Below are 22,307 nucleotides of genomic sequence, written 5' to 3' on the forward strand. Positions count from 1 at the left end.
TCCCCTCATAATTTCCCCAAAGCGTAACCATGTGTGAATAGATTTTGAGTAAGCAGGGTTGCAGCCACGAGTGAGTCTTCCCTTGTTATTGTGTAGCCAGAATGCCGCAAAACTTCCATGCCTAAGCGAACTGTTGAGAGTACGTTTCGATTTCTGACTGTGTTAGCCTGGAAGTGCTTGTCCCAACCTTGTTTCTGAGCATGAACGCCCGCAAGCCAACATGTTAGTTGAAGCATCAGGGCGATTAGCAGCATGATATCAAAACGCTCTGAGCTGCTCGTTCGGCTATGGCGTAGGCCTAGTCCGTAGGCAGGACTTTTCAAGTCTCGGAAGGTTTCTTCAATCTGCATTCGCTTCGAATAGATATTAACAAGTTGTTTGGGTGTTCGAATTTCAACAGGTAAGTTAGTTGCTAGAATCCATGGCTCCTTTGCCGACGCTGAGTAGATTTTAGGTGACGGGTGGTGACAATGAGTCCGTGTCGAGCGCTGATTTTTTCGGCCTTTAGAGCGAGATTTATACAATAGAATTTGGCATGAGATTGGATTGCTTTTAGTCAGCCTCTTATAGCCTAAAGTCTTTGAGTGACTAGATGACATATCATGTAAGTTGCTGATAGGTTTCCAGTTTTCCGCTCCTAGGTCTGCATATTGTACTTTTCCTCTTACTCGACTTAACCAGTACCAACCCAGCTTCTCAACGGATTTATACCATGGCACTTTAAAGCCAGCATCACTGACAATGAGCGGTGTGGTGTTACTCGGTAGAATGCTCGCAAGGTCGGCTAGAAATTGGTCATGAGCTTTCTTTGAACATTGCTCTGAAAGCGGGAACGCTTTCTCATAAAGAGTAACAGAACGACCGTGTAGTGCGACTGAAGCTCGCAATACCATAAGCCGTTTTTGCTCACGAATATCAGACCAGTCAACAAGTACAATGGGCATCGTATTGCCCGAACAGATAAAGCTAGCATGCCAACGGTATACAGCGAGTCGCTCTTTGTGGAGGTGACGATTACCTAACAATCGGTCGATTCGTTTGATGTTATGTTTTGTTCTCGCTTTGGTTGGCAGGTTACGGCCAAGTTCGGTAAGAGTGAGAGTTTTACAGTCAAGTAAGGCGTGGCAAGCCAACGTTAAGCTGTTGAGTCGTTTTAAGTGTAATTCGGGGCAGAATTGGTAAAGAGAGTCGTGTAAAATATCGAGTTCGCACATTTTGTTGTCTGATTATTGATTTTTGGCGAAACCATTTGATCATATGACAAGATGTGTATCTACCTTAACTTAATGATTTTGATAAAAATCATTAGGGGATTCATCAGCACGGAGTTACTATTCAGACCAACTTGGTGTGGGCTGGTTGGGACAAGGCTGGTCGGTACCGGGATGTCAGCGTGTTGAGCGTCAATCTCGAGGTTTTGTGTATATTGATGAACAAGGTCGAGAGATATTACTTCCTGAATTAACGGCAGGTGGTGCCGGTGTGTTTATTCAGGCAGAGCAAATGTGGGTAACGTTGTTGGCGAATGGCGAGATTGAAATCAGTGGTTTAGACCGGTCTTTGACGTTCTGTTTTAAATCGTTGCGTGGGGATTATCGCCATTTTGCCTTAGTGCGAGTGTATGACAGTCACGCCAATCAACAGCAGTTTTACTATGATGAACGAGGTTTGCCGCACAAAATTATGGATGGTAACGGTCGGGTTTTCCGATTGGTATTTGAGGCGGTATCTGAAAACCGCTTACGTCTTGTGTCGGTGGCGTGGCAGCAAGCAGAAGATACGGCATTAACGCATTTACTGGTACGTTACCGCTATAACCTTGAGGGGGATTTAATTGCTGTTGAAAATGCACAAGGCGAAAAGGTACGCCAATTTGCTTACCAACATCATTTATTAACCTCACATCAAAATGCGGCGGGTTTGGTTTCTCGTTATGAGTACGATAAATATGAGCTGGGTGGCAAGGTCATTCGCAACCGCACGAATTTAGGCGAAGATTGGCAATTCCGTTATTTCCCGAACTATACCGAAGTGACGGATAATCTAGGTCGCATTGAACAATACCACTTTGACCATCATCAAGCGTTGGTCAAACGGGTGTTTGCAGATGGTAGCACACAGCAATTTGAACGAGACAAGTTAGGGCGGCTACTGTCACAAACGGACCGTGCCGGACGAAAATCCGAATTTCGCTACAATGCACAAGGGCAGTTGGTTGAACAGATACGTTCAGACAATCAAAGACAGTATTATGGTTATGACAACCAAGGTCGCTTAATTGAGCAGATTGATATGATGGGACATACAAGCCGTTATGCTTATGACGGGCAAGGCAATCTGATAATGTTTACCAATGCAGAAGGGGAAAGTCAGCATATTGTGTATAACGAGAAAGGTTTACGCACGGCAGTGATAGACCCTTTAGGCAACCGCACGCATTTTCGCTACAACGCCCAACACCAACTGGTGGAAACGGAAGATTGCTCGGGCAATCGCACCGCTTTCCGTTACAATGAATGGGGACAGCTTACGGGCATCACGGATGCGGAAGGAGATCACACCACTTACTGTTATGACGAACGACACCAGCCGGTACAGGTCACTTACGCAGACGGTAGCACGGCACATTTTCACTACGACTTCGCCGGCAGACTGACCACTTATACGGACAGCAAGGGGAATAGCACCTACTATCGCTACAGTCTTGATGATTTCAAGTGAAATTAAAAGGGGCATAGTAGACAAAAGTGTTGGTAAAAAGTGGGCTAAAGCCTTATAGTACAAGGCTTTAAGCCCACTTTTTGAAATATGAACAAAAAACTGTCCTTTTTGCCTTAAGAACAATATCCAAAAGTATGGAAAGAAAAATAATATTCAGAGATACTTTTGTTCATCCTGTCATAAAACCTTTTCTTCCACAAATAAATTAAATCCAATAGATATTTGGACTGATTACACCATAGGAAAACAAACCTATAAACAATTAGCCGAAAAATATCGCTGTTCCATTAGAACTATTCAACGTTATATTGAAAAATCCCCCAAAGCTAAATTAATTCCTTTACAACAAACCTATCTCAAGATTATTGCAGACGTGACCTTCTTTGGTCGTGAATTTGGTGTATTAGTTTTAATAGATACCTTATCTAAAAAAGTCGTTTATCATCGTGTCGTAAAAACAGAAAAAGACCTCTATTATAAGCTCGCATTGAATATACTTCGAGAAAAAGGCTATATGATTCAATCCATTACAAATGATGGACGTAGAGGGCTATTAAAGGATTTATTTAATACACCAATTCAAATGTGCCACTTCCATATGGTCGCCATTGTGATGAGAAAATTAAGAAAAAAGCATCAATCACAAGCAGGTAAAGAATTAAAGATTATTGTAAAAACGCTAAAAGAAAGCCACAAAAATGAATTTTATTTAAGATTACATCAATGGTATTTAAAACATAAAGAGTTTTTAGATGAACGGTCTGAATATCCCAATGAGAAAGGATATTTTCCTTATAAACACCGTAATGTAAGAGAGGCTTATACCAGTTTAAAATACTATATGAAATATTTATTCACCTTTGAAGAATATGCTCACTTAAATATAGAAAAAACAACAAATAGGTTGGAAGGGTTATTTAAAGAACTGAAACAGAAATTATCGGTTCATAGCGGATTAACGAAAAAGCATAAGATTATGTTTATAAAGGATTTTTTAAATAAAAAGAGTTGGTAATAATTAGGAAAAATAATTAAAACCAACACTTTTGTCCATTAGAGGCATAGTTTGCAAAAAAACCAACACTTTTGTCTACTATGCCTTATTTTTCCAATATGACCAAAACCGTGAGCAGGAGCGTTATACCTATGATAGTTGTGGCTATCTCACCCAACAGGCACAGGCAGAATATGGTTTTACCCGAGATGAACTAAACCCTGAATACTCACAACAACGCCTTATTCAACACAATGATATTTACCAACAAGGGCATAAACTTAATCGGTTAAATCATCATTATTGCTCACAATAGAAATGTAAATTTGATTTAAGAGAATTTAAAAAACTATAAGGAGTTGCATAAAAAAATAATATCTCTATAATACTCATAGGGTGGATACAGGGACTCTTTCTACGAGTCGCACCCCGCTGCTTCAGAAATGGAGTTTGCCCAGAGCATATTTTAATAGCGACCTGCCCTATACTTGTTATCTATAAGTGTAGCTGAGCCCCGACCAGTCTAGATTGGTCGGGGCGATATTTTATCTATATCCTTCTTTAGCTCCTGAACTACTGGATTTTGGACTTTTTATAAGATCAGAAAGCAGTTTAAAAATAGTAAATGATGGAGTATTTGAGGGGATTGGATTATCTTCTGTTCCTGTTCCTTCTCTCACAAAATAGGCTGTCAGAACGTGCAATCGCAATAAACGGTTTTCTTTAAAAAAAGTCACGCATATCTTATATGGTTCAATTTTGTTAGTAAAATTATTCATTTTATGAATCGTGAAATACCGTTTTTGATCACTTTTATAAAATCTCAACTGTCCTAAAATATCTTCGGAAAATAATATATTCCTCAACTCTTTGGATGCTAAGTATCTTTCAACGTCAAATTGACGAGTATCTCCAGAAGAATCCTTTACTAATATAGGTAGTGAAAATGGTGAATCATTCTTCGTAAAACAGTGCAATCCGTAAGTAACAACGAGTTTATAATCCATTTTTTTACTATGAATGATTAGTTCGTGTGCATTAAGATGACTCATATCAAAAGAGGTATTCTCGTACTCTTGTGATTCCCACTTCTGTATGGCTTCTATATGAAATTTTTTTGTCATTCTTTTTTATAGTTCAAATATTCGCTTGATAATATTGTGTGACACTTTAGATGTTTTATCAAGCCTTTTAGCCCTTTAGCCTTTTCATAAGTAAATGAACCTTTTTGGGTAAGCCCGCTCCACTTCAGTGGAGCGGGTTGCCCTTGAAAAATTTACCCTTATTATCCCTTAGCCTTTTCCTTTTTGCCACTATTCTTCATATATATAAATTTCAAGCTCATGGTCAGTTTCATCATCTATGTTATTGTCATAAGAATCTTTATTATCTAACCGTGATCCAAAACGTAACTCAATAGCCTCCTTTTTTTGCTCGTCTGATAAAAACTGCCAATAGTTACACTGTAGTTTTCCGTCGTCCCCAAGTTCCCAAAGCCCCGCATAATTATAATTAGAGTACTCTGGTTCAGCATGACATATTTTTCCAATTCTTGGTTCAATATTTTGAGCATGAGAAAAATTTTCTAAACAGCACAGTACGGGAAATATGAGTAAATATTTCATAATAGAAAGATATGTTGTAATTTTGTTGTGACAGTCTAAAAGTTTGTCATTCTGTTTAAGAGAGAAAAGTAATCATAGATTTGGAATGATTCTTGGGGAAAACTATAAAATTTGTGTGAAGAGTTTATGCTGGTTCAGCATGTTTAAAAATATCAAAATTAATACTGTCATTTGAGTATAGTTCAAAGCTACTAGCATAAATAACTTAAATACTACCACCATATAGCAATTAAATAGAGTTAAATGGTACAGGCATAATTTATAGATCTAAATGAAGGTACATAAATGTTAACCGCACGAATTTATATGAGAGTATCCACTGATCATCAAGATTTACAACGACAAGAAAAACTTATCAAAGATACACAAGAAAAAGGATTCTATGTTGCCGCAGTTTATAGAGAAAAGATATCTGGCGTAACAGAATGGGAGCAACGCCCTGAATTATTTCGTTTGATTAATGATTTACAGCAAAATGATATTGTAGTTGCAGAGAGTATTGATCGCCTTACTCGTCTAGAACCTAAAAAGGCATTGGAATTGATTAATGCAATTAAATCTAAGGGTGCAAAAATTCAAGTTCCTGAGGTTTTTGATTTCGATACAATTTCCAAAGAGCTCAATGGAAAAAGTAGCGTTTTTGATCCGAGCTTCTTGATGTCTGATTTATTTTCGGCAATGCAAAATATGTTCTTCAAATTAGCCGTCAGCATTGCTCACGATGATTACCGAAAGCGGAAAGAACGACAAAAACAAGGTATTATTTTAGCAAAACAAAACGGTAAATACCGTGGGCGTCAGCCTAATAAAGCATTACACAAAGCTATTATAGAGCAGAGGAAAATGGGGGTATCTATAGCAAAAACAGCATTGGCTCTAAATACAAGCCAAAGTACAGTAATTAGAGTTTGGAAATTATTCAAAGTTAATAGTATCTAAAGGGATAAATATTAAGAGTATCGTGGGTAATATGGAAATAGGTTTATTATTAGCAGCTATCAAGAGTAGGAGTAATGAAATGAAAAAAGCTATTTTAGACTTTATAAAAAATAAAAAATTACAAATTCCTTTAATCTATACCGACTGTGAAGAAGTAACTTGCTATATTCGCTTTTATATTCCAAATACAAAATGGGAGTTTTATATCTATGAAATAGATGAAACTTATAATTTTGCAAATGCTCTAGTTTACTCTCCACATACGCATGATATACCCGATTACGGTTTAGTGCCATTACAAAATTTTGTAGCTGAATATACAGAAGCATTCTCTGAGGATGATTTTTCTTTAGTTGCAATTGATGAGACATTTATACCAACTAAGCTATCCATAGTGATAAATCAGCATAAAAATAGCTAATAGAATGATAAGACATAAGTGAAGTGATATGGGTAAAATGCTTCATGATATTAATGCTAATAGATATAAATGAGTAACAAGTTGATGTAGTAATCCCCTAGGGAATTACCCCTAGGGTGGACGGTTGTATTGTAAAACTACTTAATCATCACAGATGAATTCTTCATCGAATATATTTTCAGCAAATTGTTGAATTTCATCGTCATCTTTATCTAACTGATAGAAAGAACCATTCATATCAGCGATAAATTCCCCTGCGAACCACATACCAGGTTCAAAAAATGAAAGTGTAAACTCAATGAGAGGGAATGCTGTACATAATGAACTAAACCAAGCATCTGGTGGTCCCCATGGTGTATCAAATATGCAGTCAATAGAACCATCATCATTAAAAATAACCTGACAGTTATCTGGACACACATTCCATTTACACCCCCATTTCGCATTTGACCAGTCATACCAATCTTTATATCCGTATTGAGATAAATTAGAGAGGTATTGCTGACCTAGTGGCAAATTTAACCATAATGCTTTTTGTTCATCAGGACGTTTTTGTAACCAGTGATTGAAATCGCCTACGCTCCAACGATGGTGCTTAGCTTTAGCGTATATCCTATCAATTGCTGGTGAGAAAACATACTTTTTGAGTAGTGAAAGTGTTAAACGTTTGTTTGGTGAAAGTTTTAGAAAATCCATTGCCCTATCTCCGCAACTACTTGATTCAATATAGATTGATTCAGGCATTGGAACAAGTAACCCAAAATCTAAATACCACTGACCGTTTTCCGTTTGGCTAAATAGTTTAGGTCTAATTTGTTCGGCTTGTGCGTGATCGCAAGAAATTTGTAGTTTATTTTCACACCAATTTGGCATAGTGTACTCCTTAATTTTGTAGAAAAAGGAAGGGATACACTATGCCCAAGGGGATAATGTATCCCCTAATGGGTAAATTTCAGTTAGTATGCTAACTTGTGAGGTTCATATGTTCGGATTATCACTTGAAGTGTTTTCTACCTAATGATACCCAGAAAGCTAGCCAGCCAGCAAGGTTATCATTATATGATACTCCGAATTTCTTCTCGTAGAGTGCTTGTAACGATTGCTCACATGTAATAATTTGTTCTCGGATATGTGGTATCCAATCACCATTTTGATCATATGCTTGCTCGTACAATATGCAATATTTTAGGTAAATGGTATCAATTTCTTGATCCAAATTTTCCATAGCTATTCTCCTATGCTTCATAGTTAAAACGTTCATATTGTTGAACAACTTGCAATGTCTCAAACATATATTGACATGCTTCGCGAGCTTTTCCTGCTGCCTTAAAAATCGCTTTCTTATCTTCCTTCAGAAGTTTAATCCAGCTCGCAATATAACTTGCATTTTTTGGAACAGTATTAAACCCAAGATGGCTACATAAAAAGGCGGCGCCCATTTCTGCAACAAGCTCTTCAAATGCGTAGACTTTGTTACCAAACTTGGACTTACCAGAAGCTATCCCTTCTCTATTTAATCGAGTTTTATGCCCCGTCGAATGTATCATTTCGTGTAATAACACTTCATAAAAGCCCTGTTCATTTGTGAACTGCTTCATTTCTGGCATTACAATAATATCTTCATTAGGATTATAGAAAGCTCTATTACTCGGTTTCACATTTACCTGTACTTCAATCCCTTCCATTATTTGACGAATTTCTGCAAATTCTTGATAAGGAACAGAATTATTCTCAGACTTAGAAGTTGGCACAGATTCATAGAGAATGTCTGGCAATGACTCACATTGTTCAATGTTAAACACACAATGTTTATTGAGATAAGCAAAATGCTCCATCTCAACATTTCCGTCATCATCTATAAGCTGATTGCCATCGGCATCCAATTTTTCTCGTTCAATCGGACAATAGTTGACAATCACGGTTGCTTTTTCACCTTTTTTGATACGTCCACCTAATTTGTTTGCAGATTCAGCAGTTATCCATTTTGATTGTTGATAACCATTTTCTTCATTCGCCATCCATAACAATAGTATATTAACTCCGTTATAGTAGCGATCTGATACAGCATTACGTGGCAAACTAAGATTACAGTCAGGACTAGACCAAGGTTTTAACCAAGGTACAGTACCTGTTTCTAAAGCTTTTACAATACGATCTGTAACATTTTGGTAAATATCGAATTTAGGTTGTTGGGAACTAGTGTTCATAATATGTTCTCCTATAAAGTCAATGGAGAACATATCCTTTGGGGAATATATTCCCCAAAGGGTTAAATGTTCATAGATTCCGTTGTTACCCAAGGATTCCAATTTGTTAATTTTTCTCATTGTTTATTTCTTTCGAAATTACCAATGATCCATCTTCTTTTTCTGTTACAGTAAGAAATCTAAATAATAGGCCATATTTAGTTGGCAACTTATATAAGAATCTTACTGTTTTTTCAGAAGGTTGACGATTTAACCAAGCATGATATGCCTGGTTTTTTTAAGTCATCTGTAAAATTAGCTCGTTCTTTCCAATCTTTAGAAAGCCGATCTCCTACTGCTGATAGTAGAATGTGAATTTTAGATTTCTCCAGCATATTATCTCCTAGACTACAAGGGGGAAAATGCTGTTTCCGTAGGGGAAACAATTTTCCCCCATAGGTGGATATCTACTTAATTACATAGAAGAAGGTACTTACGGCACCTCCAATAAATGAAAGTACAATAAGTAAACTAGAAACAAAGAACCAACGCTTTTTGAGTCGGCGAGTTTCTTGTTCAAACTCTTCTGCTTGTTCTTCAAGGTGAGCAAAAATTTCAGCCTGAATTCGTTCGTCTTCAGCTTCAATACGCTCATTGATACCTTTGGTTACTTCAATGTATTTTTTGGTCACTGCTTTTTTTGCAGAAACAAAAACACTACCTAATTTGTTACCAAATTTATTAAAGATAGATGTAGATTTAGGCGCAAAAGGTTCAAATGCACCGATGTCGTGTGAATTGCTCATAGAGATTTCTCCAAGGTAATGTCCAAGGAGAACCTTATCCCTAGGAATAAAGTTTTCCTGGGACAGGTTAATGAAAAGTATAAGATGCATTCCTAACAACACTAGATATCGAAGAACAGTATGTTAGAGTCCTTTTCAGAATGCTGAGAACATTTGGGATATGAACCATTTTACCGCAGTAAAACGTGGCCTTATAGGTTCTAGCCACCTAACTTAGTTATCAACGATAACAAAGATAGCTTTATTATGATAACTGCTACACATCTTTCAATTTAAAACTATATTTTTCTTTTTTATAGTTTAAAAACTGTCACAAATCTAAACATACTTTTTCATTTCATTTATATCGCTAACTTCTTAATGTTACGTTGATTAAATCTTTGTGAGGATAATTATGCGTAGAATTTTACTCAGCACAGTACTGTTATTTCTATCTTATTATGGCTACACCAAAGAAAATTCTAGTGTAATGGTAACAGTATATACCACCCAAAACTACCCTATAAAAAATACTAATTTGGCCGATTACATATATCAGCTTGATGCTGTGGAGATTATTGAAGAGCAAATTAGTCAATCCTTAGGGCAAGATCCACTAATTGCAGAAAAACAAGCCAAACGTTTGATGCAAGATAAATCATGGGTGAATTTTCAAAATCAACTGATACAAGCATACCATGGTGTAACAAAAGGTTGGAAAAATGGGATCATGAAAGTTCCTGCGATTGTTTTCAATGAAGATTCACCTAATCCGTCTGTTATATATGGTGAGCAAGATGTAGCCAAAGCAATCAGTCTTTATAAGTCACATCAGTAAGGTACCTATATGAAAGCTAAAATCTTACAAACATATTTAAAACCGCTTTTAATATCTTGTTCCATAGCGACTTACTATACTCCTGCTGTACAAGCAATAGAAGCTAACACGCTGAATACCGCATCAATAATGGCATCAGGAGCATCAACGGGTTGTGCTGATTACAAAATAGTAGCAACTGTGTTTACACACAAAAAAGTTATTCAATTTTGACCCACAGATTCTGTGGATAAGTAGCGTGTAGCATCCCATTTTTCATTGCGTCTAACCAACGCATTCATAATGGTTAGCAGTTTACGCATACACGCCATAATAGCGACTTTCTTCGCTTTGCCTTTTGCAACCAATCGGGTGTAAAAGGCTTTAAAAACAGGTTCAAAGCGAATTGCCGATAGTGCTGCCATATATAAGGCATTACGAACAATCGCTCGACCACCATAGCAAAAGGATTTTCCTTTCCATTGACCGCTTTCCTGTGGATGCGGAATAACGCCAACGAGTGAGGCAATTCTTTTGCTGCTTAGCTTGCCTAATTCCGGCAGGCTTGACATCATCACGGCGACGCAATTTTTGCCAACGCCTTTGATGTCTGAGATAAGGTCAGCTTTATCACTAAAATGCTTACTTTGGTCGTCGATATCTTTATCAAGTTCGGCGATTAATTTATCAAGCATTTCAATGTGTTGTTGGATATTGTCCAACTGGGTTTCGTGGCTTTGTTGCAAACGATTTAGCTCTGCTACTCGCATATCGACAAGCTGACGACGGCGAACCACAAGGGCTTCCAGCTGTTCTTCTTGCTCAGAAAGCGGAACATACAACTGATGCTCTACTTCGCCTTTAAGCTCACAAGTGAGCCCATAGAAAGCGAGATTAACCGCATCTTTTGCATCGGTTTTGGCTCTCGTTTGAGATTTTGCAAACTCACTGGCTTTCAGTGGATTAGCAATAAATACACGATAACCTGCTCGAGCAAGGGCTTTTGCCACGGGGATTTCTAATCCACCCGTTGCTTCAAGCGTTATCAGAGCCACATTAAACTGGCTTAAATAGTCCAAGGTATGTTGAATACCTTTGGCGTTATTGGTTTCGGTTTTGGTCTTTTTCTGATGGGAAAAACCAATCACGAAATTGCGTTTAGCAACATCAATACCACAATAAATCGGAGCGTTCATCGGTAACCTGCCTTGTATTCGGGTTTATATTTCAACTGTTCGGTTTTGCTGATGAAGTTATCCACGCCTACGCTACAGAACGAGTTTTAGCTCTAGGGACACCCAAGCTGTGGATAACGTTATGGTTTATGTTGCTAGTTTACTATAATTTTAATATACAAGGGATATGCTACTGGCTACATTGTACCTACTGGAAATGTAGCGTTCGAACATCAATGAAGGTTCACCACTTTATTCCTGAAATGGTTGTATCTGTGTATAACCATAACAATCAAAGTCCTTGGAAAGAGGTTAATTTCATGAATACGGGTGTGATGGGGGGACAACATCAAACTCCAAGTAAAATGTATACTCAGTTTACTTTCAAAAATGGAGAAGCTATCGGTCATCCAGGTGGGATTGCATTGCAGATGATCAGTAGTATGGGATATTCCTGCCAAAGTCAAACAAATGCATTTCAACCATATTTCTTAAGTAGTTTAGATTTTTTTGCATGGCGTTTTGGTATGCCAGAAATGTTTTACCCTGAAGCTATCACTCCTGGAATGAGAGAGGTTAGTCAAAATGGTGATTTATGGGGAAATATTTATCCACGTGGAGGAAGCATTACACAAACCCATGATTATAAAGCCTCATCAGTTATTGCTCAGAGAATTGGGGATATTGTTAGCCGTACTGGACAACTACATGTTTACATTCCAGCGGCTAAGCGTGGTGGAGAGGGAAAATGGTATCCAAAAGAAGTCAAAGAGGGTGATAAAAAAACACATCGTTGGCAAATGTTAAGCCCTAAAACTGAACGTAGCTGCTCAGTGTTCCCAAATGGGAGTTCTGTTGCTGCACATGGAGATAAAGTATCAAATACAGAAAACTACAGTTGGGCGTTATGGAGACCTTATGCTTGTTGCAAAAAGAGAGGTCAAAAATTTTTAGGTAACAGTGATTGGATAAATACACATACACAATAGGTGATGATATGAAAACAAAGCAAAAACTTAGCGTTTTAGCACTCGCTATTTCGATTGGTATCGTATCGGAAAGTAGCCAAGCTAATACAGAATATGTGCAAGGTACTGTTTTATCCGATAAAGTTTTTTATCAAATTGGGGGTGGCTCCGCTGTTATGCCACCACCATCAAGAAAAAGACCAAATGAACTAAGCATTGGAATCGGTTGGAAATCCAATTTAACTTGCGGTAACTTTGATATTAAAACCACAATCAAAAATCAGCTAAATGGTATCACTGAAGGCTTTAAAGATTTGTATGGCAATGTTATTGAATCTGCAACAGGAGCTGTTGCAAGCTTACCCGCAATGATTATTCAACGAGCCAATCCTCAACTTTATGACATACTTAGTAATGGTATGTATCAAGCTAAATTAGATTTTGACTCATTAAAAACAAGTTGTGAGGACATGTCCAATCATTTAGCTGATTACGTTATGGATAGTAAATGGGCTAAAATGGCAGGATTGGAAAATTACAAAGAGATTGCAGCTACAGAAACAGATGCCAAAAAAGCCAAGAAAAAATCTGAACAAGAGCAAGGTAGTAAAGGTATAACTTGGATTGGTGGTGTGAAAAAAGGTGGTATGGGGCAACAAGCCATAGATGTTATTAAAGATGTTGTTGGGGCAGGGTTTAATATGTCTCTTGGTCGAGCTCCAACAGCTAAAGGATCTATCCCAAAGACTCAGTGTGATGGTATGTTATGTACGGAATGGCAATCTCCCGAGGATATGGCTGAATATGCGAAACGTATTTTAGGTGAGAAAACGATGACCACATGTGATAATTGTGGAAATAAAAAAACAAAAGCAGGTACGGGCTTAGCTCCTGAGATAGAAAATCAGACAAAGATAAAAGCAACTCAACTAGAAGAGTTACTTAATGCTGAAGCTATTTCGGCAGAAAAGTTGAATCAACTTAGCACATCAACTGTAGCGGTAACTAGGGGGCTAATCGAATCTCTAAAAGAAGATCCTGATGCATCTATTCTTGGCTTTAGATTAGCTCAAGAATTAGCAATATCCAAGGAATTGGAAAAGGCTTTAGTTCTACGCCGAGTTATTCTAACTGGAATGAAAGAGCCTAATGTTTCTAATAATGAAGGAGCTCAAGAAGAACTAGAAAAATCATTAAAAATGCTTGATAGAGAAATCGAGCAGGTTAAACTGGAAATGGAGTTGCAAAGATCGATTAGTAATAATACAGCAATTGCTATACTAAATAATAGAATGGTGGAGCAACAGAGAGCTCTTGATAGTAATACCCCTGATGACAATAAGAAATTACATAATTTATCTAAAGATTCTGGAGCAAATATACTAGATACGAGCAATAGTAATTTATTTACTTCTCTTGATAGATATATTCCAATTCCAAGTAGTGATTCGAGTGGTCTAGGAAATATCTATGCAAGCTATACTTCAAGTATCAATGGTAATACGCCATATTCACCTATAGAGGTTATTGCTGGCAGTGCAAAAGATCAAGCAATGGGATTATTGAGACAATTTGAAGGTTTTATCTCAACGGCTAAATATGATGTTAATGCTCCTAGAGTTGGATATGGTTCTGATACTATTACTAGGGCAGATGGAACAGTTGTAAAAGTAACCTCAAATACAACTACAACAAGAGAAGATGCAGAAAGGGATTTAGCTAGAAGAACCCATGAATATTCTACTCAAATACAAAGAGAAATTGGAAGTTCTACATGGAATAATCTAACTCCGAGTGCTCAAGCAGCTTTAATTTCTTACACATATAACTACGGAACTCTAAATAAAACTAAAAGTGTTATAGCAGCTGCGCAAGCTGCAGCTGAGTCTGGAGATATGGAAAAACTAGCTATTGCAATTAGAAATAGATCTGTGGACAATAATGGTGTAAATTCAAGACGTCGTAATCAAGAAGCAGATTATATTTCTAACAATTAATGATTACTAAGGAGTATTCATATGCGTAAAATTACAATCTCATTGATTTCAATGATACTTTTTTCTGGCAATGCACTGGCTAGTGATGCTAGTACTAATATTATCTACTCTTGTACAACCACTGAAAATAAACAACTTACAATTAAAAAATCTCAGTCAGATTATATTTTTTCCTATGACAACCTAATATTCAGTAACTCTATCAACGATGTAATGAAACATGAAGGGACATCCATTGATATTGGTTCGGGCTTTACATCAATTGGCATTGAATTGCATAATCAAGGTAATTCGTATATTATTGGACATGCGCATCCTAATAATAAACCTAAGGAATTAATAGAGCCTGGATTATTAATTCAAAACACAAAAGATAAGGTCGTAAAAGGAATTTTTGAGTGTAATCCTAAAAAACAGATCAAACATAATTTCGATACTAAAATTATGAGAAAAACTGGAGTTTCTCCATAAGTTTATAGTGCTATGGGAGATAAATAATGAAAAATTACTTATTAAAGTCTAGAATGGGTAAATTACTATACTATGGCGTTAGAATTTTATTTGTCGGTAGTATATTTGGAATTGTTATGTTGTTTAGTTATTTATATATACTAGTATTTAGTATGTTAAATCGTGAACTAGGGTATCCATCTGATAATTTCTCTAAGAAAAATTAAAAAGTAGGCATCATATAGATGCCTACTTTTATCAAATTATTTTGGTACTGGAAATTTATTGGAAGATGAGTTTGTTCCTCTCGTTACTGAATTAGCAATAACAGTTCCAAAACTAAACCCTGCCCAACTTAACATTCCAAACCATAATGTCGGTAATACGATAAACATTGTCCCTAATACAAATTGTAAAATCAAATCATCTTGGGTATTTTGTATTCCCGCTAGGTTCCATCTTGAGTGTGTATCACTATCATACATTGCTGATAGTATCCAGCTATCAAGCCATCTAGCTAACTCCCACCAAAATGACAAAAAGAACAATCCTACTAACATCGTAGATATTGTCATTATAGTTTTAATACTATACCCACTGAATATAGTAATAATAGGTATAGATACAATTAAAGCTAATATTATTAAGCCTTGAACCATAGGTAAAGATTGTCTAATAGAGTCAAATGCTGGAAACATTGCTACACTAGCGATAGAATTTGCTGCCGTTCCTGCAGTTCTCGCAATAGTATTAGACCAACTAGGATCGGTATTACCACCATATCCTCCATAAGCATAGCCTGATGAAACAGTAATATTCTGCGGACTAACTAATCGTCTAATTATGGAATCCTCATATTCACTAGGATTTCCCCATATTTTTTGCATCCGATTCAATAAGCTTGGCTCAAATTGAGTTAATAATCTTGCTCTTAATCCTATTCTACTATCTGCCCACCATTCTTTACATGTAGGAAATCCCCCGTTTCCTGTATTGGGTAAACCAGAATCTCTAGGTAAAGAGTAACTCCATTGAGAACGAGGCAACTTAGAACGATAATTATCGTAAAACCCAGATATATTTATAAATAAACTAGAGCCAATCCAATCTATATCACGAGCCTGTGCCTCATTTAAGAATGTTTGCTCTCGCTTTATTTTAGTTCTAGATGGAATAAAACATTGTTCTACAAAATCTTGTACTTCTTGTCTGAGTACAGGATTTGCAATCTGGGTATTTTGTACCTCGAATCTAATTTGTCTCAAATCGGCCTTACATGGAATAATAGACACGGCTCCATGAGTTAAGCCTTTCCCTACTGAATAGGTAAACGCCCACCACAATGGCAATGTCGCACTTTTACCATTCAACTCACTTGATAAACTGGATAATCCTGTATCACTCGGTTTGTATATTGAGTGACCACAAGACTTCATTCTTTCAGTATTAAACTGTAGCGTTGTGTAGGAAACATTAAATAAAGGAAGGCAAGTTAATACCATGATGATTAACGCAATATATATCTTAGTTTCAATCCAGCTTGCGAGTAAACGCCCTTTTTCTCCTTCATCATCTCCTTGCTCTCTCACTTTCAAAAAGAGTCCTATCACATGGAATAAGATTGGTGCAGCAAATATGCCAGTTTGAACAAGCAGATCCCAAATTCCATTATTAATAATCCAGCCAAGTAATGTTAGGAAATATTCAAAATAACTATCTACTGTTAATGATATGTTCATTGGCTTACCCCTGTAATAATTGAATTAAGCTGGTTAATTCGATAATTGCAACAGCAACTCCTAAAGGTCTAAATAATGATTTATATTGCTCAGATATTTTTGCAAGTTTATTGATGAAGATAATAATGATGCCATAAATAACTATCCGAAAAGCTAACCATATATACCAAGTTTTTTGTATAAAATTCGTAATTTTGTCAAACTCTACACCATAGTTTACGGCCAAATGCGCAATAGCAAGCAGCGTCAAAATGATGAATACAAACACAAAGATAAATTTCAGTAATGACCAAAACTTACTATGTGGCACAGTGTCATTATTGATGTTTTTATCTTCAGTTTGAGCCTTCATAAAAATACCCTCGTAAAATCAAATTGTTAACTTTCCGTATCTGATATTGCTATATGATTATCCACAGTTTGTGTGGATAACTCATGTTTAAGTAACTCAACTAACCAAAAAGCATCTGTTGTATCAGTCACATTGATATTTAAACGATAGGTGTTTGGCTGTTCGAGCGTAGGTAATTCCGTATAGCCTGCGAGCACCATCATTAAATCAAAAGATTCTTCCTGATTATTTTTAATTCCTATTAATCGTAGACGAATATAATTCATATTTGTTACACGGTATGGATGCGTTTTAATATATTTAAGTGTCCCTACTCTTTGTTTAATATAAGTAATCAATGCTTCGACCTGTTTTTGTTGTTGTTCGGATAGCATTTTTTTCAATTCCACAATACTGGGTTCATGTGGTGAGATAGAAAATAGTGTTTTTCTTTTCATTGTGTGATTCCTCTTGCTTTGTCAATGTTTTCTGCAACTTTAATTGCTGCATCAAGTTCACAAATACCATATTTTTGCATCAACGTAGCACGTTCGGCTTTTTCTTCTGGTTCAGTCATCGCCAGTGCAAGGTATAAACTTGGTGGCACGACTCGGAATAAGGCTTCCATCTTACTTGATAACACGACACCTTCTGTATATTTTCGGTTTTCTTTTTTAACTGATGTAACTAAGAAAATTTGTTCTGGAGTTAGTTGCTTAAATCGCCCAACTTGTTCTACTTCATCTTTCTCAAGACACAATAATTCCCACCACTCTAGCATTGAGAGCAGTTTAGACGCATCGCCAGGGAAGTCTTTCAGGTTTTGTGTGGCAAGCCATAGCCAAATACCTAGCTTACGCCACATTTTACCTGCTTTCGTCAAAAAGCGAGCTAACATTGCATTTACTGTAATGATGTGAGCTTCGTCCGTAATATTGACAATAGGGCGACCTGAAAATTGATATTTTTCCCCTAATGAATTGATATGATTAATCAAAGAGATATAAGCAATAGCTAATTGAGCTTCATAGCCTTCTCTTGCCAACGTAGCTAAATCAACAAGCGTAATATCTGCATCGGGCCAGATTTCACCTTCTCTGTTGAAAAGTTCTGCTTCAAAACTACCAGGTAAACAAAACATCCCAATAGCTTCACCCATTTCATAAGCACGTGTTCGACGTGCTTCAGGGAGAGATTCATCTTGGCTTAATTCATAAAAAGCGTCTCTAATATCCTGAGTTAATGTTGTTCGCCCATGTGAATATGTTTTTTGAGCAGCCAATAGAATTGCTTTGCGAATCATCGCTTTATCAGGTCGGGTTAGTTTTTCATCTTCCTTAACCTCTCCACCAGTAATCATTAGACGAGCGGCAATTTCCATCTCTCCTAATATATCCCGCTGATCATCTCCCTCTTCTTCATCAACAGTTTCAATAGAGGACGAATCCTCCACATGATTTCCTTGGATTTCTTTCAATAATTCTCTTTGGGTTTTCGATAATTCAGGATCTGCCACAAGTCGATGACAGTCGGCAAATAATGGTAGTGAAACACCCCCACCAGGCTTCAAAGTTACACGATTGACAGTTAATCCATAGCGTTCTGCATATTCAGACATTAATCCAAATGAATTTCCCGCTTCAATGACAAATAATCGAGGTCGATGAATTGCCATCAACTGTGCAATTTTTCCGTTTAAGGTAGCTGATTTACCCGCTCCAGTCGGACCAAGAATAAGTGCATGTCCACTTTTTGCTCGGTCATCTTTATTTAAGGGATCAAAATCTAAGGGGGCACCACCACGGTTAAAGTAGGTAATGCCAGGGTGACGAGTACCAATACCTCGTCCAAATACAGGTAATAAGTTAGCAATATGCTGTACAAAATTGAATTTAGTATAGAGTGCATGACGATCGTCTGCGGGATTGAAACACATAGGCAACCATCGAATATAGCTACTTAGTGGTGCAATTTCCATACCTTCTTTAACTGCAACTAATCCTGTTGACTGTAAGGTTGTTCGTAGACGGCGTGAGCGTTTTCGTAATTCATCAGTGGTATTAGCTCGCAGATAAAATGCCAGTGAAGAGCGATACATTTTGTGTTTGTCTTTCAAAATATCTTTAACTCGATCACAATCTTTTTTGGCATAAATAGATTCTGTATTTTCTCCTAGAGCACTATCTTTAATACTCTGTATATGGTTTTCTAGTAGGTCTTGTGGATAAACGACAACAGTTAAAACCATAATGGTATTTTCTGGTAATAGGTCAAATAAACTATTAACATTATCTCCACGTTTGACTTCCCCTGTAAGATGACCAACCTCTGGAGCTCTTCGTAAGGAATCAACCACAACTACTTCATGTGGACAATTATCAAAATACCAATAACTTCCTTCTGTTCTTGGTGTATTGACGAGTAACGTTTCTGCAAAATCATTCACTAAATACAGATCATCAGGATTATTGTTCTGTTTAATAGTGTAATGACAAGCCTTATAGAATTCTTCAGGATTATCATAGTCTTCAGGTACAGGGTTGAACCAACGTAAAAGCCACTGATGAATTGCGTTTCCGTTCAGACGCTGAGCTCGAATGCCAGCCCCCAAAAGTGCATTCGTTACACTATCACAGGTTGCATTTAAGTCTTCTAGTGCTTGATCTAGTGTAATGTGTTTTTCAACGTAGCGATAAATGACCATTCGAGTACGACGTTGTTGCCCTCGCCATTGTGTACCTGTGACCGCTTTGTCTTCGAATAGACCACCTGGTTTGGATACATCACGTAAATGTTTTCCCATAATGTTAAGCCATTGCTCTGTAAATTGAGTTCCCTGAGCATTAGGTTTTACATAGTTACGTAAAATATCTTCATATTCCATGGACATCTCATCATCTTGGCAATAAAACTGCACAACCCAAGGCGACATATCTAATTCAGGAAAACTATCTTGAATTGCATGGCAGACTTGGGTTCTTGCATTAGCCAAAAATTCCGCAGAACGACCTTCAGTACCAATCACAGTAATCTCAAAAACGGCACCAACAGAACGACCATCTTCAAGAAGTAATGTTTTATTTTCATCTAAGAACTCAACCCAAGGAAGCCTATCCACAAAGGATAGCGATGGCTTGTATTGTTCTAAATGTTCTTTTTGAGTGTAATTACCTTGTCGTCGAATGAATTCAACATGTTGGGAGACTGGTGCTTCAGGTGCATTTTCTGTACTTTCTGAAACTTGTTGTTTACGACCAAATAATCTATTTAACATGGTTTTTATCCTTTACGACTAATATTCACGTGTTCGCTCGCCTGGTTGGGCATATTGAACTCGTCCGTAAAATGGAAATACAGTTGTATAGCCTGGGATGGGAACTGGTTCTGCAGTTTGAGATAAATGCGGGAATACATACATTACAAGATCAGGATTAGGCAATCTTGGAAATAAATTTGTTGCTTCATTTGCAGCTGTGCGAGTGTAATGGGTGTATTCAGCAGCATTTGAAAAGCTACTATTAATGGGTCTTACAAACTGAAGTGCATTTCTGGCTTCTTGTAGACCACTTTGTGTTCCCCCACCATTTTGTTGCCAAATGTCTTGCATTGTTTCACTACCTGTTGGTAATAATTCATCTTGTGATGTAGAACATCCAGCTAAAATAAATGAGCTAACTAACAGTAAAACTGGGAATTTCATCTGTATCTCCTTAATCTATTTGGCTAGTTCCAGAATTTTTTGGGTATTTCACTTTACGAGCTGCAGAATCGTAATCAATATTAATTGATTGAGAAATATGAACCGCAACAGCTTGTCCTGGTGGGACATAAATAGCATCAAACATTTGCCCATAGCGTTGTCTAAACCAATTTTCCATTTCTTTTAAACCGCCTCCGAGCGCTTGCCCTAATATATATTTACCTTGACTACCTGTGACGGCACCAACAACGGAATTACCATCAACCACTGTTGTAGTTTGGCTTTGAGCCATACTTTGAGCAGTTGCTCCTGCTGCGGATAATAAAAATTGAGATGATAAATATTCTGGTGCATTTGTTTTTCTTTCACCTGGTATACATGGTAATCCATTTGGATTAGATAACCATCCTAGAGATTTTCCATTGTTACTCCCTTGGTTCTCCTGCGTGGCAATACGTCCATCACTAAATACGAATGTAATACTATCGACATTTCCTTTTACGCAAGACAATGTCCAATCTCCACTTGCAGTTCCTGAAACAATGGCACCTTCAACATCAGGAAGCTGAATACCATTTGCCATAAGGTTTTCCCGACCGATTACAACTTTAAAAGGGTAAGGATCTGTAACATTTCCATCAATAGGCACTCGTCCCAATAATGCAGTCATTGCGACAGAACCCATCAGCGTAGAATTTGCGGGTAAAGTATAAAAAGGTTTTTTTGTCTGTTTTTCACGAGAATTGGGTTGTCCGTGGAGCTCTACAGCCGCCTGACCGAGAGTTGAGTCATCTAATGCTTTAAATGGATTTGGGAAGGTTGCAACAGTTTCTCCAGTAAAGTTTGAGGATACAGGTTTACCATTACGATCCGTCAATGTTACATCTGATGGCTTAATCCATTTTACTGCAGATTGGCTTCCTTCATCTGGATAAGCATTACCCGTATTAGAATGAGAACTATTAAATTGAGATTCCCCTTCCATTCCTAAACCAATAGGAATATCGTTTGAGCTTGGGGTGTCATTAGAGAGATTTGAGAATCTATCTGTTACTTCACGAAATCTACGTTCAAAATCAGCCATTAATTCTTGTTGTTTTGTTTGAATAGCATCATCAATTTGACGAGATACATCGTAAGACTGAATTTTCAATGCCTGATTTTCTTTTTTAAGACGCTCATTCTCTTCGTTTGTTCGTTGTACTTCTGCTTTGGTTTCTTTAACTGCACCCAATAATGTTTTCAGGGTATCATGTGGCGTATCTCCCGCAGTAAGACCAAGCTCTTTCTGCTCAGTTTCAGTGAGATCGTAAACGACATCAGAGGCTTCATTTTGAGATACCTGATTATTTTGGTTGTTTTTATAGGTAACAAATAAGATAAAAGCGAAAGCAAAAACAACAATAGGGACGATAATTTTCAGTAACCCATTTGATTTAACTGTACTCATATCTATCTC

Annotated in this window: 24 protein-coding genes; 10 read left to right on the plus strand and 14 right to left on the minus strand. The window is 37.1% G+C overall.

The features are described 5' to 3' along the window. Positions 1 to 5: 5 nt before the first annotated feature. Positions 6 to 1,214, minus strand: coding sequence for an IS4-like element ISVsa5 family transposase (locus tag J1G47_RS08815; RefSeq protein ID WP_021112574.1), 1,209 nt, complete (start codon positions 1,212 to 1,214; stop codon positions 6 to 8). A 136-nt stretch (positions 1,215 to 1,350) separates the two neighbouring features. Here J1G47_RS08815 and J1G47_RS08820 point away from each other — a divergent pair, with 136 nt between their 5' ends. The 3 genes from J1G47_RS08820 (at position 1,351) to J1G47_RS08830 (ending at position 4,031) form a co-directional block, all read left to right on the plus strand. Beyond that, positions 1,351 to 2,721, plus strand: coding sequence for an RHS repeat protein (locus tag J1G47_RS08820; RefSeq protein ID WP_075605835.1), 1,371 nt, complete (start codon positions 1,351 to 1,353; stop codon positions 2,719 to 2,721). A gap of 124 nt (positions 2,722 to 2,845) precedes the next feature. Next, positions 2,846 to 3,736: an IS256 family transposase, variant Zn-binding type gene (locus J1G47_RS08825; protein ID WP_416118546.1), complete on the plus strand. Its 891-nt coding sequence runs from the start codon at positions 2,846 to 2,848 to the stop codon at positions 3,734 to 3,736. A gap of 31 nt (positions 3,737 to 3,767) precedes the next feature. Then, positions 3,768 to 4,031 carry a hypothetical protein gene (locus tag J1G47_RS08830; protein ID WP_042905580.1) on the plus strand — a complete coding sequence of 88 codons (264 nt, stop codon included), beginning with the start codon at positions 3,768 to 3,770 and terminating at the stop codon, positions 4,029 to 4,031. A gap of 229 nt (positions 4,032 to 4,260) precedes the next feature. Here the strand turns inward: J1G47_RS08830 and J1G47_RS08835 are convergent, their stop codons facing one another. Together J1G47_RS08835 and J1G47_RS08840 are read right to left on the minus strand one after the other, a co-directional pair. Beyond that, on the minus strand, positions 4,261 to 4,839 hold the full coding sequence (locus tag J1G47_RS08835) for a hypothetical protein (RefSeq protein WP_021112589.1): 579 nt from the start codon (positions 4,837 to 4,839) through the stop codon (positions 4,261 to 4,263). Between the two features lie 189 nt (positions 4,840 to 5,028). Beyond that, on the minus strand, positions 5,029 to 5,340 hold the full coding sequence (locus J1G47_RS08840; RefSeq protein WP_052157437.1) for a hypothetical protein: 312 nt from the start codon (positions 5,338 to 5,340) through the stop codon (positions 5,029 to 5,031). 285 nt (positions 5,341 to 5,625) lie between these two features. On the opposite strand from J1G47_RS08840, the gene J1G47_RS08845 reads away from it, so the two are divergent. Beyond that, positions 5,626 to 6,279 carry a recombinase family protein gene (locus J1G47_RS08845; RefSeq protein ID WP_021112555.1) on the plus strand — a complete coding sequence of 218 codons (654 nt, stop codon included), beginning with the start codon at positions 5,626 to 5,628 and terminating at the stop codon, positions 6,277 to 6,279. Between the two features lie 79 nt (positions 6,280 to 6,358). Beyond that, on the plus strand, positions 6,359 to 6,700 hold the full coding sequence (locus J1G47_RS08850; protein WP_021112541.1) for a hypothetical protein: 342 nt from the start codon (positions 6,359 to 6,361) through the stop codon (positions 6,698 to 6,700). 141 nt (positions 6,701 to 6,841) lie between these two features. Here J1G47_RS08850 and J1G47_RS08855 read toward each other — a convergent pair whose 3' ends face one another. The 4 genes from J1G47_RS08855 to J1G47_RS08870 all read right to left on the minus strand — a co-directional run bounded on the left by J1G47_RS08855 (position 6,842) and on the right by J1G47_RS08870 (position 9,692). Next, positions 6,842 to 7,573, minus strand: coding sequence for a DUF1281 family ferredoxin-like fold protein (locus tag J1G47_RS08855; protein ID WP_021112532.1), 732 nt, complete (start codon positions 7,571 to 7,573; stop codon positions 6,842 to 6,844). Between the two features lie 121 nt (positions 7,574 to 7,694). Then, positions 7,695 to 7,925, minus strand: a complete 231-nt coding sequence (locus J1G47_RS08860; protein ID WP_042905579.1) for a hypothetical protein — start codon at positions 7,923 to 7,925, stop codon at positions 7,695 to 7,697. A 10-nt stretch (positions 7,926 to 7,935) separates the two neighbouring features. Beyond that, a complete protein-coding gene (locus tag J1G47_RS08865) occupies positions 7,936 to 8,907 on the minus strand; it encodes an ArdC family protein (protein ID WP_021112562.1) in 972 nt (323 codons plus the stop codon). 446 nt (positions 8,908 to 9,353) lie between these two features. Then, on the minus strand, positions 9,354 to 9,692 hold the full coding sequence (locus J1G47_RS08870; protein WP_021112514.1) for a hypothetical protein: 339 nt from the start codon (positions 9,690 to 9,692) through the stop codon (positions 9,354 to 9,356). Between the two features lie 394 nt (positions 9,693 to 10,086). Between J1G47_RS08870 and J1G47_RS08875 the strand changes: the two genes are divergently transcribed. Both J1G47_RS08875 and J1G47_RS08880 read left to right on the plus strand, forming a co-directional pair. Continuing rightward, entirely contained in the window at positions 10,087 to 10,509 is a 423-nt protein-coding gene (locus J1G47_RS08875) for a TIGR03757 family integrating conjugative element protein (protein WP_021112581.1), read from the plus strand. A 9-nt stretch (positions 10,510 to 10,518) separates the two neighbouring features. Then, positions 10,519 to 10,722, plus strand: coding sequence for a hypothetical protein (locus J1G47_RS08880; protein ID WP_160415358.1), 204 nt, complete (start codon positions 10,519 to 10,521; stop codon positions 10,720 to 10,722). Here the strand turns inward: J1G47_RS08880 and J1G47_RS08885 are convergent. Beyond that, the gene (locus J1G47_RS08885) at positions 10,713 to 11,684 is read right to left on the minus strand and encodes an IS110 family transposase (protein ID WP_012621529.1); all 972 of its coding nucleotides are present in this window, start codon (positions 11,682 to 11,684) and stop codon (positions 10,713 to 10,715) included. The genes J1G47_RS08880 and J1G47_RS08885 overlap by 10 nt on opposite strands. A 128-nt stretch (positions 11,685 to 11,812) precedes the next feature. Here J1G47_RS08885 and J1G47_RS08890 point away from each other — a divergent pair, with 128 nt between their 5' ends. The 3 genes from J1G47_RS08890 to J1G47_RS08900 are packed head-to-tail and all read left to right on the plus strand — an operon-like array spanning position 11,813 to position 15,099. Continuing rightward, positions 11,813 to 12,652, plus strand: a complete 840-nt coding sequence (locus J1G47_RS08890; protein WP_207326584.1) for a TIGR03756 family integrating conjugative element protein — start codon at positions 11,813 to 11,815, stop codon at positions 12,650 to 12,652. An 8-nt stretch (positions 12,653 to 12,660) separates the two neighbouring features. After that, complete coding sequence (locus J1G47_RS08895; RefSeq protein WP_021112554.1) at positions 12,661 to 14,628, plus strand: integrating conjugative element protein; 1,968 nt, start codon at positions 12,661 to 12,663, stop codon at positions 14,626 to 14,628. A gap of 21 nt (positions 14,629 to 14,649) precedes the next feature. After that, positions 14,650 to 15,099 carry a hypothetical protein gene (locus J1G47_RS08900; protein WP_021112573.1) on the plus strand — a complete coding sequence of 150 codons (450 nt, stop codon included), beginning with the start codon at positions 14,650 to 14,652 and terminating at the stop codon, positions 15,097 to 15,099. 242 nt (positions 15,100 to 15,341) lie between these two features. Here the strand turns inward: J1G47_RS08900 and J1G47_RS08905 are convergent, their stop codons facing one another. Genes J1G47_RS08905 through J1G47_RS08930 form a run of 6 tightly spaced genes read right to left on the minus strand, consistent with a single transcriptional unit; the run spans position 15,342 to position 22,298 of the window. After that, positions 15,342 to 16,817 carry a conjugal transfer protein TraG N-terminal domain-containing protein gene (locus J1G47_RS08905; RefSeq protein WP_021112587.1) on the minus strand — a complete coding sequence of 492 codons (1,476 nt, stop codon included), beginning with the start codon at positions 16,815 to 16,817 and terminating at the stop codon, positions 15,342 to 15,344. A gap of 4 nt (positions 16,818 to 16,821) precedes the next feature. Beyond that, a complete protein-coding gene (locus J1G47_RS08910) occupies positions 16,822 to 17,169 on the minus strand; it encodes a hypothetical protein (protein WP_021112583.1) in 348 nt (115 codons plus the stop codon). Positions 17,170 to 17,195: 26 nt separating this feature from the next. Continuing rightward, on the minus strand, positions 17,196 to 17,606 hold the full coding sequence (locus J1G47_RS08915; RefSeq protein ID WP_021112513.1) for a hypothetical protein: 411 nt from the start codon (positions 17,604 to 17,606) through the stop codon (positions 17,196 to 17,198). Further along, on the minus strand, positions 17,603 to 20,422 hold the full coding sequence (locus tag J1G47_RS08920; RefSeq protein WP_021112560.1) for a conjugative transfer ATPase: 2,820 nt from the start codon (positions 20,420 to 20,422) through the stop codon (positions 17,603 to 17,605). The genes J1G47_RS08915 and J1G47_RS08920 overlap by 4 nt, the downstream gene beginning before the upstream one ends. An 18-nt stretch (positions 20,423 to 20,440) precedes the next feature. Then, entirely contained in the window at positions 20,441 to 20,848 is a 408-nt protein-coding gene (locus tag J1G47_RS08925) for a TIGR03751 family conjugal transfer lipoprotein (RefSeq protein ID WP_021112563.1), read from the minus strand. A gap of 10 nt (positions 20,849 to 20,858) precedes the next feature. After that, on the minus strand, positions 20,859 to 22,298 hold the full coding sequence (locus tag J1G47_RS08930) for a TIGR03752 family integrating conjugative element protein (RefSeq protein WP_021112571.1): 1,440 nt from the start codon (positions 22,296 to 22,298) through the stop codon (positions 20,859 to 20,861). Positions 22,299 to 22,307: the final 9 nt, after the last annotated feature.

The organism is Glaesserella parasuis, from assembly GCF_017352235.1.
Taxonomy (GTDB): domain Bacteria; phylum Pseudomonadota; class Gammaproteobacteria; order Enterobacterales; family Pasteurellaceae; genus Glaesserella; species Glaesserella parasuis.

Excerpts from the sequence above, each read along its gene's own strand:
- J1G47_RS08915 (WP_021112513.1), bottom strand. The coding sequence starts at position 17,606 with ATGAAAAGAAAAACACTATTTTCTATCTCACCACATGAACCCAGTATT.
- J1G47_RS08835 (WP_021112589.1), bottom strand. The coding sequence starts at position 4,839 with ATGACAAAAAAATTTCATATAGAAGCCATACAGAAGTGGGAATCACAA.
- J1G47_RS08910 (WP_021112583.1), bottom strand. The coding sequence starts at position 17,169 with ATGAAGGCTCAAACTGAAGATAAAAACATCAATAATGACACTGTGCCA.
- J1G47_RS08840 (WP_052157437.1), bottom strand. The coding sequence starts at position 5,340 with ATGAAATATTTACTCATATTTCCCGTACTGTGCTGTTTAGAAAATTTT.
- J1G47_RS08855 (WP_021112532.1), bottom strand. The coding sequence starts at position 7,573 with ATGCCAAATTGGTGTGAAAATAAACTACAAATTTCTTGCGATCACGCA.
- J1G47_RS08815 (WP_021112574.1), bottom strand. The coding sequence starts at position 1,214 with ATGTGCGAACTCGATATTTTACACGACTCTCTTTACCAATTCTGCCCC.
- J1G47_RS08865 (WP_021112562.1), bottom strand. The coding sequence starts at position 8,907 with ATGAACACTAGTTCCCAACAACCTAAATTCGATATTTACCAAAATGTT.
- J1G47_RS08920 (WP_021112560.1), bottom strand. The coding sequence starts at position 20,422 with ATGTTAAATAGATTATTTGGTCGTAAACAACAAGTTTCAGAAAGTACA.
- J1G47_RS08925 (WP_021112563.1), bottom strand. The coding sequence starts at position 20,848 with ATGAAATTCCCAGTTTTACTGTTAGTTAGCTCATTTATTTTAGCTGGA.
- J1G47_RS08930 (WP_021112571.1), bottom strand. The coding sequence starts at position 22,298 with ATGAGTACAGTTAAATCAAATGGGTTACTGAAAATTATCGTCCCTATT.
- J1G47_RS08870 (WP_021112514.1), bottom strand. The coding sequence starts at position 9,692 with ATGAGCAATTCACACGACATCGGTGCATTTGAACCTTTTGCGCCTAAA.
- J1G47_RS08860 (WP_042905579.1), bottom strand. The coding sequence starts at position 7,925 with ATGGAAAATTTGGATCAAGAAATTGATACCATTTACCTAAAATATTGC.
- J1G47_RS08905 (WP_021112587.1), bottom strand. The coding sequence starts at position 16,817 with ATGAACATATCATTAACAGTAGATAGTTATTTTGAATATTTCCTAACA.
- J1G47_RS08875 (WP_021112581.1), top strand. The coding sequence starts at position 10,087 with ATGCGTAGAATTTTACTCAGCACAGTACTGTTATTTCTATCTTATTAT.
- J1G47_RS08885 (WP_012621529.1), bottom strand. The coding sequence starts at position 11,684 with ATGAACGCTCCGATTTATTGTGGTATTGATGTTGCTAAACGCAATTTC.
- J1G47_RS08845 (WP_021112555.1), top strand. The coding sequence starts at position 5,626 with ATGTTAACCGCACGAATTTATATGAGAGTATCCACTGATCATCAAGAT.
- J1G47_RS08900 (WP_021112573.1), top strand. The coding sequence starts at position 14,650 with ATGCGTAAAATTACAATCTCATTGATTTCAATGATACTTTTTTCTGGC.
- J1G47_RS08880 (WP_160415358.1), top strand. The coding sequence starts at position 10,519 with ATGAAAGCTAAAATCTTACAAACATATTTAAAACCGCTTTTAATATCT.
- J1G47_RS08895 (WP_021112554.1), top strand. The coding sequence starts at position 12,661 with ATGAAAACAAAGCAAAAACTTAGCGTTTTAGCACTCGCTATTTCGATT.
- J1G47_RS08890 (WP_207326584.1), top strand. The coding sequence starts at position 11,813 with ATGTTGCTAGTTTACTATAATTTTAATATACAAGGGATATGCTACTGG.
- J1G47_RS08850 (WP_021112541.1), top strand. The coding sequence starts at position 6,359 with ATGAAAAAAGCTATTTTAGACTTTATAAAAAATAAAAAATTACAAATT.